This window comes from Mesorhizobium sp. M0217 (assembly GCF_040321955.1).
In the GTDB taxonomy this organism is placed as follows: domain Bacteria; phylum Pseudomonadota; class Alphaproteobacteria; order Rhizobiales; family Rhizobiaceae; genus Mesorhizobium.
The window spans coordinates 135,830-148,458 of the sequence record NZ_JAMYSN010000013.1 but is presented as its reverse complement, the minus strand read 5'-3'; the positions used below and the strand labels follow the sequence as shown (position 1 = coordinate 148,458).

13 protein-coding genes and 1 pseudogene are annotated in these 12,629 nt (G+C 64.7%); 4 read left to right on the top strand and 10 right to left on the bottom strand.

Features of this window, described 5'->3' with window-relative positions:
- Positions 1 to 215: pseudogene (locus NKJ18_RS20940) on the top strand (hypothetical protein); the annotation flags it as partial.
- A gap of 275 nt (positions 216 to 490) precedes the next feature.
- Here NKJ18_RS20940 and NKJ18_RS20935 read toward each other — a convergent pair.
- The 5 genes from NKJ18_RS20935 to NKJ18_RS20915 all read right to left on the bottom strand — a co-directional run bounded on the left by NKJ18_RS20935 (position 491) and on the right by NKJ18_RS20915 (position 5,499).
- The gene (locus NKJ18_RS20935; protein ID WP_023684042.1) at positions 491 to 736 is read right to left on the bottom strand and encodes a MoaD/ThiS family protein; all 246 of its coding nucleotides are present in this window, start codon (positions 734 to 736) and stop codon (positions 491 to 493) included.
- Positions 737 to 760: 24 nt separating this feature from the next.
- Entirely contained in the window at positions 761 to 3,025 is a 2,265-nt protein-coding gene (locus tag NKJ18_RS20930) for a xanthine dehydrogenase family protein molybdopterin-binding subunit (protein WP_352759466.1), read from the bottom strand.
- A complete protein-coding gene (locus NKJ18_RS20925; RefSeq protein ID WP_023684040.1) occupies positions 3,022 to 3,504 on the bottom strand; it encodes a (2Fe-2S)-binding protein in 483 nt (160 codons plus the stop codon). Before NKJ18_RS20925 ends, NKJ18_RS20930 begins: the two co-directional genes overlap by 4 nt.
- Positions 3,504 to 4,364: an FAD binding domain-containing protein gene (locus NKJ18_RS20920; protein WP_352759464.1), complete on the bottom strand. Its 861-nt coding sequence runs from the start codon at positions 4,362 to 4,364 to the stop codon at positions 3,504 to 3,506. Before NKJ18_RS20920 ends, NKJ18_RS20925 begins: the two co-directional genes overlap by 1 nt.
- 178 nt (positions 4,365 to 4,542) lie before the next feature.
- Positions 4,543 to 5,499 (bottom strand): SDR family oxidoreductase, encoded by a 957-nt coding sequence (locus tag NKJ18_RS20915; RefSeq protein WP_023684037.1) that lies wholly within the window; start codon positions 5,497 to 5,499, stop codon positions 4,543 to 4,545.
- Positions 5,500 to 5,594: 95 nt separating this feature from the next.
- Here NKJ18_RS20915 and NKJ18_RS20910 point away from each other — a divergent pair, with 95 nt between their 5' ends.
- Positions 5,595 to 6,503, top strand: coding sequence for a LysR family transcriptional regulator (locus tag NKJ18_RS20910; protein ID WP_023832032.1), 909 nt, complete (start codon positions 5,595 to 5,597; stop codon positions 6,501 to 6,503).
- Here NKJ18_RS20910 and NKJ18_RS20905 read toward each other — a convergent pair.
- The 3 genes from NKJ18_RS20905 to NKJ18_RS20895 all read right to left on the bottom strand — a co-directional run bounded on the left by NKJ18_RS20905 (position 6,467) and on the right by NKJ18_RS20895 (position 8,916).
- The gene (locus NKJ18_RS20905; protein ID WP_023690050.1) at positions 6,467 to 7,642 is read right to left on the bottom strand and encodes an MFS transporter; all 1,176 of its coding nucleotides are present in this window, start codon (positions 7,640 to 7,642) and stop codon (positions 6,467 to 6,469) included. The genes NKJ18_RS20910 and NKJ18_RS20905 overlap by 37 nt on opposite strands.
- A gap of 155 nt (positions 7,643 to 7,797) precedes the next feature.
- Positions 7,798 to 8,106 (bottom strand): DUF1244 domain-containing protein, encoded by a 309-nt coding sequence (locus tag NKJ18_RS20900; protein ID WP_023690051.1) that lies wholly within the window; start codon positions 8,104 to 8,106, stop codon positions 7,798 to 7,800.
- Positions 8,107 to 8,118: 12 nt separating this feature from the next.
- A complete protein-coding gene (locus tag NKJ18_RS20895; protein WP_023706261.1) occupies positions 8,119 to 8,916 on the bottom strand; it encodes an N-formylglutamate amidohydrolase in 798 nt (265 codons plus the stop codon).
- 246 nt (positions 8,917 to 9,162) lie between these two features.
- Here NKJ18_RS20895 and NKJ18_RS20890 point away from each other — a divergent pair, with 246 nt between their 5' ends.
- The gene (locus NKJ18_RS20890) at positions 9,163 to 9,651 is read left to right on the top strand and encodes a DUF1036 domain-containing protein (protein ID WP_023673118.1); all 489 of its coding nucleotides are present in this window, start codon (positions 9,163 to 9,165) and stop codon (positions 9,649 to 9,651) included.
- Positions 9,648 to 11,093 (top strand): pyruvate kinase, encoded by a 1,446-nt coding sequence (gene pyk, locus NKJ18_RS20885; protein WP_023690053.1) that lies wholly within the window; start codon positions 9,648 to 9,650, stop codon positions 11,091 to 11,093. Before NKJ18_RS20890 ends, pyk begins: the two co-directional genes overlap by 4 nt.
- On the opposite strand, the gene NKJ18_RS20880 is transcribed toward pyk, so the two are convergent.
- Complete coding sequence (locus tag NKJ18_RS20880) at positions 11,051 to 11,557, bottom strand: hypothetical protein (protein ID WP_023822298.1); 507 nt, start codon at positions 11,555 to 11,557, stop codon at positions 11,051 to 11,053. The two genes, pyk and NKJ18_RS20880, sit on opposite strands and share 43 nt — an antisense overlap.
- Before the next feature lie 5 nt (positions 11,558 to 11,562).
- On the bottom strand, positions 11,563 to 12,627 hold the full coding sequence (locus NKJ18_RS20875) for an alpha/beta fold hydrolase (RefSeq protein WP_023673115.1): 1,065 nt from the start codon (positions 12,625 to 12,627) through the stop codon (positions 11,563 to 11,565).
- Between the last annotated feature and the right edge of the window lie 2 nt (positions 12,628 to 12,629).

Below are 12,629 nucleotides of genomic sequence, written 5' to 3'. Positions count from 1 at the left end.
GCGATTCCGCCGAAACTTTGCTCGACAGGGGCCTCGATGAGGCCAAGCAGGTCGCCGCCGACGCCTATGAGACCATCAAGCAGGAAGCTGGCCGGCAAGATATGGAAGCAGACACGATAGCCGATCAGCTCGGCGAGATCGTGAAGTCCACAGCAGACAAGACCGAGCATGCCGTGCGCGAACGTATTTCCGATACGTCTCAGCGCCAAACCTAGCTTGATGATCCTGGATCAACGATAGCCGGCCTCTCCAGAAAGGGGCCGGTGTTGTCCGTCAAACGGTGACCCGCTCGAGTCACTTCAGAGCGGTGTGCGGACTGATGTCCCTTGCCGATAGTAATCCAGCGGATCAGGTTCTCTGGATTATTGGCCAACCCGCCGCCGATAAGACGCGGTCAGCAAAACTGGTATCTAGGCGAGGACCGACCTGCACTTGAAGGTCGCAGACCGAGGATGCCGGTCCGCTCTGGGACGTAGGGCGACACCCCACTTCACCCCCCAGCCAGCCGCGGCAGCAGAAAAATCTCCGCCCCCGGCGGCAGTTCCTTCGACCACGTATCGCGATAAATCGTCCCGTCAATGGCCACCGCGATGCCCTTCTCGATCCAGGGCTCGATGCCGGGATACTGTTCAGCCAGTTTCCTGAACAGCTCCCTGATGTCCTTGGCCTCGACCTCGACCTTGCTCTGGCCGCCGGCGAGCTGGCCCAGCGCGCCCCAGAGCGTCACTTCGACCATTAGGGCAAGAACCTCATTTTTGCCCTAGCCTCCCCGTTCCGCCTCGATCGCGGCGAGAACCCTTGGCGGCGACATCGGGATGTGGGTCATGCGCACGCCGGCTGCGTTGGAGACGGCATTGGCGATCGCCGCCAGCGGCGGCACGATCGAGGTTTCCCCGACGCCGCGCACGCCATAGGGGTGGTTGGGGTTGGGGATCTCGAGGATCTGCGTGTCGATCATCGGCAGGTCCGAGCAGACCGGGATGCGGTAGTCGAGGAAGCCGGCGTTCTGGAGACGCCCATCCTTTCCGTAGATGTACTCCTCGTTGAGCGCCCAGCCGATGCCTTGCGCCGCTCCGCCCTGGTACTGGCCCTCGACATAGGTCGGGTGCACCGCCTTGCCGGCATCCTGGATCACCGTGTAGCGGATCACCCTGGTCGAGCCGGTATCGGGGTCGACCTCGATGTCGCATATATGGGTGGCGAAGGAGACGCCGGCGCCGTCGGCGACGAGTTCGCTGTGGCCGGCGATCGGCCCGCCGGTCTTGCCGGAAGCGGCGGCGATCTCCTTCAGCGACAGGGCTGCGAGATTGCCGTATTTTTCGCCCTTGGCGATGGCGTGGCCGTTTTCCCAGACCACGTCGTCGACGGGGATGTCCCACGTCTGGGCGGCGCGCTCACGCAGGATCTTGATGGCGTTGCGGGCGGCCGAGATGGTCGCCATCGAGGACGAGAAGGTGCCGCGGCTGCCGTCGGTCATGTCATTGTAGCCGAGCGAGGACGTGTCGGCGACCACCGCCTTGAGCTGGGCATAGTCGATGCCGAGCTCCTCCGCCGCCACCAGCGACAGCGAGGCGCGCGAGCCGCCTACGTCCACCGTGCCGACGGCGAGCGAGACCGAGCCGTCCATGCCGATGTTGAGGTCGACGCAGGTCTGGCCGCCAAAGTTGAACCAGAAGCCGCAGGCCATGCCGCGGCCCTGGTTTTTGCCCAGCGGCGCCTTCATGTGCGGATGGGTCTTCGCCGCCTCCAGCGTCGGGCCGATGCCGATCGGGCCGTAGACCGGGCCGTAGGACGACCTTGTGCCTTCCTGCGCGGCGTTCTTGATGCGGAACTCGACCGGATCCATGCCGAGCTCCTTGGCCAGCTCGTCGACGGCACTTTCCACCGCGAAAGCCGCCATCGGTGCGGAGGGTGCGCGATAGGCCGCGGTCTTCGGCCGGTTGACCAGCACTTCGAAGCCGACCGTCTTGACGTTATCGAGCTTGTAGCAGGCGAAGGCCGTCATGGCGCCGATCTCGGCCCATGTGCCGGCATAGGGGCCGCTGGTGTAGCGCAGCGTCGCTTCGGCGGCGGTGATGGTGCCGTCCTTGCGGGCGCCGATCTTGACGTCGATCGAGGTGGCGCTGGTCGGGCCCGAGGCGCGGAACACTTCGTCGCGGGTCATCACCAGCTTCACCGGCCGTCCTGCCTTGCGCGACAGAGCGAGTGCCACCGGCTCGGCCCAGACATGGGTCTTGCCGCCGAAGCCGCCGCCGATCTCCGAGGAGGTGACGCGCAGCTTCGAGGCTTCCAGCCCGAGCAGTTGCGCACAATGCTGGCGGTAGACGAAATGGCCCTGCGTGCAGACCCAGAGGTCGGCGGTGCCGTCGGACGAGACGCTCGCCACGCAGGCATGCGGCTCGATATAGCCTTGATGCGTCTGCTCGGTCTTGAAGGAGCGCTCGACGATGACATCGGCGTGGCCAAAGCCTTGATGGACATCGCCATGGCCAAACTGGCTGCGCTTGGTGACGTTGGACGGCTTTACCGGCTTTTCCTCGAGACCCTCGGTGAAGATGGTGTCGTTGATCAACGGCGCGGTGTGCTTCATCGCCTCGTCGACATCGGTGACATGCGGCAACAGCTCGTATTCGACCTCGATGAGCTTCAGCGCCTGCCTGGCCGTGCGGGCATCGACGGCGGCGACCGCGGCCACGGCGTGGCCGTCATAGAGCGCCTTGCCGCGCGCCATGCAATTGTCGAGGACGTCGTACATGGCGGCATCGCCATCGGTGAGATCGGGCAGGTCGGCGGCGGTGATCACCGCTTTCACGCCGGGGAGCTTTTCCGCCTTCGAGGTGTCGATCTTGAGGATCCTGGCATGCGCATGCGGGCTGCGCAGAACACGCCCGACCAGCTGTCCCGCCATGTTGAAGTCGGCGCCGTAACGGGCGCGTCCCGTCACCTTGTCGACGCCGTCGGGACGGATAGGCCGCGTGCCGACGGAGGAGAATTTGCGGCCCGAAAAGCGTGGATCGAAGTTCATGCGTGCGCTCCCTTCATCACATTGGCCGCATCCTGGACCGCGCGCACGATCTTGTCGTAGCCGGTGCAGCGGCAGAGGTTGCCGGCGAGGCCGAAGCGGATTTCTTCCTCGGTAGGATCGGGGTTCTTGGCCAAAAGGTCCTTCGCCGCGATCAGGAAGCCCGGCGTGCAGATGCCGCATTGCAGGGCCGCATGCTCGAGGAATTTCTGCTGCAGCGGATGCAACTGATCGCCATGCGCCATGCCCTCGACGGTTTCGATATGCCGGCCTTCGGCTTCAGCGCCAAGCACAAGGCAGGAGCAGACCAGCCGATTGTCGAGAATGATCGAGCAGGCGCCGCAGTCGCCGGTGCCGCAGCCTTCCTTGGCGCCGGTCAGCCCGAGCCGATCGCGCAGGACGTCGAGCAACGTCTCGTCGGGCTGGCAAAGGTATTCGACGTGATCGCCGTTGATCGTCGTTGAAACTGCTACACCGGCCATCATTTGCCTCCTGCGCGTGCGTATGCGGTCGTCGCGGCCCGTCCGGCCAGCACGCCCGCAACTTTTCGTCTGAACTCGATGGTGCCGCGCTTGTCGTCGATGGGGCGGCAGGCCCCAGCGCAGATCTTGGCGAGCCGCTCAAGTGCCGCCTCATCCAGCTTCCTGCCGATGAGAGCCTCGGCTGCTTCTTCCACCAGAAGCACGGTCGGGGCCGCGGCGCCCAGCACGACGCGGGCGGCTGTTATGACGCCATGCTCGTCGAGCGTCAGGTTCACGCCGGCGCTGACCACCGCGATGTCCATCTCGGTGCGCGGGATGAATCTGAGGTAGGCGTCGCCCGAACGCGGCGCGCGCTTGTCGAGCAGGATCGCCTCGACGATCTCACCCTTGGTGAGCGAGGTCTTGCCAGGCCCGATCGGCACAGCCTCGACCGGAATGGTGCGCTTGCCCGACGAACCGGCAACCACGGCCTTTGCGGCGGCGGCCACCAAGGCCGGGACGCTGTCGGCGGCCGGCGATGCGTTGCACAGATTGCCAACGATGGTGCAGCGGCCCTGGACCTGTTTAGAGCCGATCAGCTTCGACGCTTCGACGACACCGGGCCAGGCCTTCTTCAGAACCGCGCTCTCGCCCAGGACGGCGCAGGGGACGGTGGCGCCGATGCTGAAGCCGTCGGCCGTCTCCCTGATCTCGCTCAAGCCCTCGATCGCCTTGATATCGACGATCAGGTCGGGATCGACAAACCCGCCCTTCATCCGAACGAGGAGGTCACTGCCTCCAGCGAGAATGGCTGATGTGCCGGAAGCGTCGGCCAGCAGGCCAACGGCGTCTTCGATTGAAAGCGGACGTATGTAACGCATCGTCTCCCCTTGGTGATGGTGATCTCGCCGACCGTTATAAACAGTCTCCTCATAATGACCATCCGGTTGCTGATTTCCAGCGATTGGGCCAGCACCGCGAGAGAGATTTTTGTCTAAAGTCTTTGTTTTGATGCATGTCGTTGTCCCAGAACCGCGCACACTTCTGGGCGACATGCATTTAAGCGGCGTCTTTTGCATTGTCGAGGCTGATGCCGATGTCCTTCAATGCCTCGGCCACGGCCTCGTCCAGCGGCGTGTGCGGGACTTCGCCGATGATGCTTGCCAGCCGGTCGGACACGAGCCGGTGCGGTTCGAAGCGCAGATACGACATCGAGACGATCTCGCGCCACATCGCCACGAACGGGCTGCCGGCGCGCAGCACCCACCAAGGCATGAAGGTCAGTTTCAGCGGACGGCCCAGCGCCTTCTCGGCGGCGGCCTTTATGTCCATGTCGGTGACGGCGTGGCCGGGGAAGTTGAGCGCCTCAAAGAAGCCGAGCTTGCCCTGATTGCGCGCCAGGCCGACGAAGCCGATGGCGAAGTCCGGCAAATAGGCCCATTCGTGCACGAGGTTGGCAGGGCCAGGCGCTGTGTAGACGCCCTTGTTCATCTTGGCGGCGACGACGAGGTCGAACCATGAACCGCTGCCCGTGCCGCCGAAGAAATCGCCGGCGCGCAGGATGATGGTGCGGACGCGGCCGGCATCCGCCTCGCGGCGAAACAGCGCTTCCATGGCGCAGCGGATGCGGCCCTTCTCGGTCGTCGGACGAAATGGCGCGTCTTCGGTGACCACCTCAGGCATCGGCGAGCCGTAATTGTAGACAGTGCCGGGGAAAAGATGCAGCGCGCCGTTGGCATGGCAGGCGGCCATGACGTTCTCCGCCATCGGCAGGCATTTGCTCCAGTCGGTGTAGATCGGGTTGAGACCGTTGAAGACGATGTCGACACCCTGCGTGGCGCGGATCAGCGCCTCGCGGTCGAGCGCATCGCCGGCGACGGCGGTGGCGCCCTTGAGTTCGGCTGGGACCTTGCCGCTGCGGGTGACGGCGCGGACGTCGAAACCGGCGTCGATGAAGGCTTTCCCAACCACGCGGCCGAGCCGGCCATTGGCGCCTAGAATTGCGATCTTGGTCATTTTTCTTCTCCGTGTCTGTGTTTGCACGGCGAATATGATGCGTTCATACGCGAATGAAAATTGACTATGGATGCAGATTTGTTATTCATAAATGAATGGAAGACATCGACTGGAACCTGATCAAGAGTTTCGTCACCGTGGCGGAGACCGGCAGCCTGTCGGCCGCAGCGCGCAAACTGTCGGCCAGCCAACCGACGCTCGGGCGTCACATCGGTGAGCTCGAACAGGCGTTGGGCGTCACCTTGTTCCGGCGCGGGCGGCGCGGCTATGCGCTGACGGAAGCAGGCGCCACGCTGTTCGAACGCGGCAAGGCCGTGAGCGAGCAGGCGAGCGCGTTCTCACTATTGGCATTGGGCTCGGTCGAGGCGATCGAAGGCACGGTGCGCATTGCCGCCAGCGAGGTGGTGGCGGCCTATGTGCTGCCGAGGATGACGGCGCGGCTCGGCATCGAGGAATCCGGCATCGAGGTCGAGATCGTCGCCTCGAACCAGGTCGAGAACCTGCTGCGAAGGGATGCCGATATCGCCATCCGCATGGTCAAGCCGGCGCAGAACGAGCTGACGGCGCGCAAGGTCTGCGATATCAAGCTCTGCTGCTGCGCGGCGAAATCCTATCTCGACCAGCACGGCCGCCCGCTCAAGCCCGCCGATCTTCTCGACCATCCGCTGATCGGCTTCGACCGCAGCGACGAGATGATCCGGGGCTTTACCCAGGCCGGCATCCCCGTCACCCGAAGCAGCTTCCGCTTCAGGGCCGACAACCAGATCGTGCTGTGGGAAGCGCTGCGGGCGGGAAACGGCGTCGGTCTTGGCCAGGAGCCGCTGACGGACAGCGACCCGTCGCTGGAGAAACTGCTGCCCGGCCTGCCACTGCCCAGCCTGCCGGTGTGGCTGGCCATGCATCGCGACGTGCGCACCAGCGTGCGCATCCGCCGCGTCGCGGATTTCCTCTATGAGGAGCTGAAGCGCTATTCGGCGGGGGCGGCCGCGAATTCGGCGCGGTGAGCGAGCCCGGCCATCAAAAGCACGACGATCAACAGCCCCGACATGGCGACGAAGATCGGCCCGAAGCTGGAATGCTCGGCGACGAAGCCGATCGCCGACGGCGCCACCAATATGCCGGAATAGCCCATGGTGGTGACGACGCTCATGCCGGTGCCCGACGACATGCCTTCCTGGTTGCCGCCGGCCGAGAAGATGATCGGCACCATATTGGCGATGCCGAAGCCGCACAGGGCAAAAGCCGCGATGGCGATCCAGGGCGAAGGCGACAGGCCGGCGACCAGCATGCCGGCGGCGGCGACCACCGCCGAGCCGCGCAGCGTCGCCACCGCGCCGAAGCGGTTGCGCACGCCGTCGCCGAAAAAGCGCATGACAGCCATGACGCCGGAGAAGGCGGCGTAGGCAAGGCCGGCGATGGCGAGGTCGGCGCCGAGCTCCTGCCGGAGATAAAGCGCTGCCCAGTCGAGCACGGCGCCCTCGGAAATCATCGTCAGCAGCGCCATCAGCCCGACAAGATAGACCAGCGGGTTGGCCGGCAGCGTTAATCTGTGATGCTCGGCGGCCTGCGGCTTGTCCTCGGCGATGAGGTAGCCGACCGCCACGGCAATGACGGCAAAAGCTATGACCGTGACCACAGCCGCATGGGCGAGGTGGCCGTAAGTCTGGATGGCGTAACCGCCCAGACCGCCACCGGCGAAACCGCCGAGGCTCCAGAAGCCGTGCGAGGACGACATGATGGCGCGGGACAGCCGGCGCTCGACCACCACCGCATTGGCGTTCATCGCGACATCCATGCCGCCGATCGAGCCGCCGAAGATGATCATGGCGATCGCCGCCAGCGGCACGTTGGGCGCCAGCGCCACGATCAGCAGGCCGAGGCTGCCGCAAAGGCCGAACCAGCGCAACACGGTGCGCGAGCCATGCCTGGAGATCAGATGGCCGCACCAGCTCATGGCCGCGACCGCGCCGACGCCGAACAGCAGGATCAGCAGACCGAGGGTGAATTTCGAGATGTCGAGCCGGGTCAGGAACACCGGAATCTGCGGCGCCCAGCTGCCGGTCAGGAAGCCGTTGGCGAGGAAGATCGCGGCTACGGCCCATCGCCCCTGAAGGGCGCTCTGCATGGTGTCTTGCGCGTTCATGGCCCGAATCCGGTCAAGGAATGGCTTTGCGCGGCAAATTAGATCGATTCAATTTCTCGTCAAGCGCTTGGCTGCGAAAAGCTTGTGGGCCACATCTAAGGGGAAACCGTTAGGCGCTGTCCCGCCGACGTCAATCCTGTGAACCGCGCGCTACTTCAGTGATCCCTCGGCCGTCTTGCCTCGAACTCCGCTTTCTTGGCGTCCGAAGCCTCGGTCTGGTTCAGCGCCTGCCATTGCGCATAGGGCATGCCGTAGACGATTTCGCGCGACTGATCCTTGCCGAGATCGACGCCCTCAGCCTCGGCCGCTTCGCGATACCAGTTCGACAGGCAGTTGCGGCAGAAGCCGGCGAGGTTCATCAGGTCGATGTTTTGCACATCGCTGCGCTCGCGCAGATGCTCGACCAGCCGGCGGAAGGCCGCGGCCTCGAAATCGCGTTTCTGGTCATCGCTGAGTTCGGTCATTGCCTTGGGTCCTCACAGCGGCCCGGTGCGCGAGCCGAACATCTTCACCTGATGTATATCGGGACGGCGGTCGATGGCGTCAACGATCGGCGCCAGCCGTTGCGCCCAGGCCAGCGCCCCCTTGCTGTCTGATATCAGGTCCTGGCGGATCTCGATCAGCGCATGGGCAAAGCCGTTGACGATGGCGTGCTTGAACATGGTGTCGCCGCGCAACGCGCCGTCATAGGGTTCGTTGTCGCCGACGACGAGGTTTTTATCCTGCGCCAGCATGTCGATCAGCGGCCGCGCCACGCGGTCGTCGAGGTCCCACAATATGCCGACATGCCAAGGGCGGATGAAGCCCTGCATGACAGGGGTGAAGGAGTGTACGGAGAAGATGAACGGCGCTTTGCCTGAGGCGTGCGCCACCGACGCGATCATGGCGCCGACCGCGTCCTGATAAGGCCGGTAGAAGCCGTCGAGCCGCCTTTCGCGTTCGGCCGGTGCCATGGGATAGTTTCCCGGCACGACGGTGCCGTCATAGAGCTGGCGGATCAGCGTCGGGTCGTCCTCGCCGCGATTGGGATCGATCAGCAGCCGCGAAAAATTGGCGATCACCGCCGGCACGTCGAGCGCCGCGGCCAGTTCGCGCGTCACCGTCTCGACACCGATGTCGTAGGCGATATGGCGATCGAGTTCCGCCGCCGGCAGGCCTAGACTGCCATACTCCTCCGGCAGGTCGCGGCGGGCATGGTCGGCGACAAGCACGATGCCTCGCTTGCGGTCACCTTCGACGATATCGAAAGGCGCGAAAACTGTGGATCGGGTCATTGGCTGGAAAGGTCTGTTCGCTGGCTTCCGGGGAGGGTGGTATCGTCATTCCCACGAAGAGGACGGTTGCGCAATGCCGTTGTTTGGCCACGGTTTCTGCGAAAATCCCGTGACGCGCGGCGTATCGCGTGTCGGGGGCCTTTCTAAATCGATTGGAATTGGACAGAACGGCGCGTTGACATGCGCCCGGACTTTTCCGAAAAGGGGCGTTGAGAGATGCAGATGACGTTATTGAGGGGTTTCGGGATGGGTTCCGCCGGCAGGCCGCGTGCGCGCACCGCCTTTGCCGTGCCGCTGCTGACCCTGACGCTAGGGCTCACCGCGCTGGTCGCGGCCTCGCCTGCCCGCGCCGATTTCCGCGTCTGCAACGCCACGCAGAACCTGGTCGGCGTCGGCATCGGCTACCGCGCCAAGGCAGGCTGGATCACCGAGGGGTGGTGGCACATCGAAGGATCGAGCTGCAAGACGCTGATCGAAGGTCCGCTGTCATCAAGGTTTTACTATCTTTATGCAGAAGACGCCGAGCGCGGCGGGCGCTGGGATGGCCCGATCAACATGTGCGTGGCCGAAAAAGAATTCAAGATCGCAGGCGTTACCGATTGCGTCGCCCGGGGCTTCCAGCGCGCCGGATTCCAGGAATATGACACGGGCGAGCAGGCAAGCTGGATGGTCCAGCTGACCGATGAGTCCACAACGGGAGGCGCTCCAGCCGCCCCGGGAACAAACAGTCAATGAGACGTAGCCGCAAGGTCAAGATCCTCGCCACCATCGGTCCTGCCTCCTCGTCCGAGGAGATGCTCCAGAAGCTGTTCGAAGCCGGCGCCGATGTCTTCCGCATCAATATGAGCCACACCGATCACGAGCTGATGCGCACGCTGGTCGGCCGCATCCGCGCGGTCGAGGAAAAGGTCGGCCGTCCGATCGGCATCCTGGCCGATTTGCAGGGACCGAAGCTGCGCGTCGGCAAGTTCGCCAACGGCAAGGAGGTGCTGACCCCGGGCCAGACCTTCACCCTCGACAACAATCCCGAGCCCGGCACGTCGACCCGCGTCTACCTGCCGCATCCCGAAATCCTGAGTTCGGTCGAGGCCGGCCACCGTCTGTTGATCGACGATGGCAAGCTGGAGCTCAGGGCGGTGAAGAGCGACGGCAAGTCGATCACCTGCGCGGTCGTTGCCGGCACCACCATTTCCGACAAGAAGGGCGTCAGCCTGCCCGACACCGACCTGCCGGTCGGTGCGCTGACCGAAAAGGACCGCAAGGACCTCGATGCGGTGCTGGCGGAAAGCGTCGACTGGGTGGCGCTGTCGTTCGTGCAGCGGCCGGAGGATTTGGCGGAAGCCCGCAAGATCGCGCGCGGCCGGGCGCTTATCATGGCCAAGATCGAAAAGCCGCAGGCGGTAGCCCGGCTGGCCGAAATCATCGAACTCTCCGACGCGCTGATGGTCGCCCGCGGCGATCTCGGTGTGGAAATGCCGCTGGAAGCGGTGCCCGGCATCCAGAAGCAGATCACGCGCGCCGCGCGCCGCGCCGGCAAGCCGGTGGTGGTCGCCACGCAAATGCTGGAATCGATGATCACCGCGCCGGTGCCGACCCGCGCCGAGGTCTCCGACGTGTCGATCGCCGTGTTCGAGGGCGCCGACGCCATCATGCTTTCAGCCGAATCCGCTGCCGGCGCCTATCCGGTCGAGGCGGTGGCGATGATGAACCGCATCGCCACCAAGGTCGAAACCGACCCGACCTATGCCGGCATCATCAACGCGCAGCGCTCGGAACCGGAAGCAACCGGCGCCGACGCCATTTCGCTCGCCGCCCGCGAGATTGCCGAGACGCTGAAACTGTCGGCGATCATCACCTATACGGCGTCGGGCACCACCGGCCTGCGCGCCGCGCGCGAGCGGCCGCAAGTGCCGATCATCGCGCTGTCGCCGATCCTCAACACGGCGCGGCGGCTGTCGCTCTTGTGGGGCACGCATTGCGTCGTCTCGCCCGACGCCAGCGACCTCGACGACATGGTCGATCGCGCCTGCCGCATCGCTTTCGAAGAGGGGTTCGGCCAGCCGGGCGACCGCGTCATCATCACGGCGGGCGTGCCGCTGAGGACGCCGGGTTCGACCAACATGCTGCGCATCGCCTATGTCGGATCGGACGTGCAGGCCACCCGCAACATAGGCTGAGACCTCGTCACAGTTCGCTGCGCTCTTGCCGCACCTTCGGCGTGATCGATGCGCCGAAGGAAGCGGCGAGCCCGGGGAACGGGGTGGTGCAGGTACTGGTCCGGACCCAGCATCTTTCGCCGGTTGAGTTCGACTGTGTCGAGCAGATCGAAATCGACCGTGGCGATCGTGCAGTGCCACCCGGGATTGCGCGACGCCCAGCCCCTCTTGTGGTGTTCCAAAAGCCGCTCGCGGGCGGAATAGCCGTGGTAGTCGAACGCGATCACGCCGTTGGTCGCGTAAATATGGTTCCCGGAAAAGCCCTCGCCAGGAATGATCCGTTCGCCGTAGAATCCTTCCAGAGGAGCATGCTCGAGAAAGGCGCCAGCAAGAATGGCGCACGCGCCATAGCCGAAGAAGATGCGGTCCGGCAACGCCCATCGCTTCTCCGGGTTTCTCTTGACGCCGTGTTTCAGGACATACATTGCGATCAGGTCGGGGCCAGTTCCGCGTCGGGCACGGTGATGTCGGGGCATCGCCCCTCATTGTAGGCGTCGCCGGCGATGCGTGCTTCCACGGTTTTTGCCATTGCCTGCAGGTCGACGACCTTGCCGGCGACTTTCTTGATCGCGCCGACGACGAGGTCGGAGGCGATCCAATCCGGCTTGTGGCCGAGATTGTGGACCCAGATCAGTTCGGCGCCGGGGATGTCCCTGACCAGGCCGACCGAATGGATCGAGGCATAGACCACCTTGTCGCGGTCGCCCGAGATGACAATCGTCGGCGCTGTGATGTCGCGGTAATGCGGCGCGGCCTTCAGCGTATAGTCGTAGAGGCCGGCGACATCGATGGCGTTGGCGCGGAAAGCGCCGGGACGCAGCACCAGCGGAATCGAGGCATTGCCGACATAGCCTTCCGGCACCTTGTTGGGAGAAAACACGCAGGCCGTGGCGCTGTCCATCTGCAGCGTGCCTGCCGGATAGGTCAATGTCTCCGAGAACAGCCAGCCGATGATGGGGGTGGCGGTCAGCTTGTAGTACCAGGCGGTCGCGCCGCCCGGCCAGGGGTGGCTGACCGGCGACAGAAAGACCAGCCCGAGCGTCTTCTCCGGGTGTTCGCGGCCAAAGGCGGCGGTGATCACGCCGCCAAAGGAATGGCCGACCATGATCGCATTGTGGATGCCGAGACGGTCCATCAGCCTGGCGATGGTGTCGGCCTGCGCCGACGGGCTCTCATTGCCGGGGCCGCGTGCCGACCAGCCAAAGCCCGGCCGGTCGAGGAAGACCATCTCCGCGCGGCCTTCGAGCAAAGGCCTGATCGGCAGCATCTGATCCCTGAGGTTGGCGCTGGCGCCGTGGATGAAGACGATGGCCGGCAGCTCGGCATTTTGCGGAGCCGGCACGTGGACATAGTGGATGCGGGTGCCGTCGATGTCGGCAAATTCGCCGGCCGGCGGGTTGCGCCACTCGATCAGCCACGCGCCGGCGCGGGTGACACCGGCCAGGGCAAAGACGAGCGCGAGGAGGAAGGCACAGGCGGCGTAGATGAGGTTCATGC

Excerpts from the sequence above, each read along its gene's own strand:
- NKJ18_RS20935 (WP_023684042.1), bottom strand. The coding sequence starts at position 736 with ATGGTCGAAGTGACGCTCTGGGGCGCGCTGGGCCAGCTCGCCGGCGGC.
- NKJ18_RS20930 (WP_352759466.1), bottom strand. The coding sequence starts at position 3,025 with ATGAACTTCGATCCACGCTTTTCGGGCCGCAAATTCTCCTCCGTCGGC.
- NKJ18_RS20925 (WP_023684040.1), bottom strand. The coding sequence starts at position 3,504 with ATGGCCGGTGTAGCAGTTTCAACGACGATCAACGGCGATCACGTCGAA.
- NKJ18_RS20920 (WP_352759464.1), bottom strand. The coding sequence starts at position 4,364 with ATGCGTTACATACGTCCGCTTTCAATCGAAGACGCCGTTGGCCTGCTG.
- NKJ18_RS20915 (WP_023684037.1), bottom strand. The coding sequence starts at position 5,499 with ATGACCAAGATCGCAATTCTAGGCGCCAATGGCCGGCTCGGCCGCGTG.
- NKJ18_RS20910 (WP_023832032.1), top strand. The coding sequence starts at position 5,595 with ATGGAAGACATCGACTGGAACCTGATCAAGAGTTTCGTCACCGTGGCG.
- NKJ18_RS20905 (WP_023690050.1), bottom strand. The coding sequence starts at position 7,642 with ATGAACGCGCAAGACACCATGCAGAGCGCCCTTCAGGGGCGATGGGCC.
- NKJ18_RS20900 (WP_023690051.1), bottom strand. The coding sequence starts at position 8,106 with ATGACCGAACTCAGCGATGACCAGAAACGCGATTTCGAGGCCGCGGCC.
- NKJ18_RS20895 (WP_023706261.1), bottom strand. The coding sequence starts at position 8,916 with ATGACCCGATCCACAGTTTTCGCGCCTTTCGATATCGTCGAAGGTGAC.
- NKJ18_RS20890 (WP_023673118.1), top strand. The coding sequence starts at position 9,163 with ATGGGTTCCGCCGGCAGGCCGCGTGCGCGCACCGCCTTTGCCGTGCCG.
- pyk (WP_023690053.1), top strand. The coding sequence starts at position 9,648 with ATGAGACGTAGCCGCAAGGTCAAGATCCTCGCCACCATCGGTCCTGCC.
- NKJ18_RS20880 (WP_023822298.1), bottom strand. The coding sequence starts at position 11,557 with ATGTATGTCCTGAAACACGGCGTCAAGAGAAACCCGGAGAAGCGATGG.
- NKJ18_RS20875 (WP_023673115.1), bottom strand. The coding sequence starts at position 12,627 with ATGAACCTCATCTACGCCGCCTGTGCCTTCCTCCTCGCGCTCGTCTTT.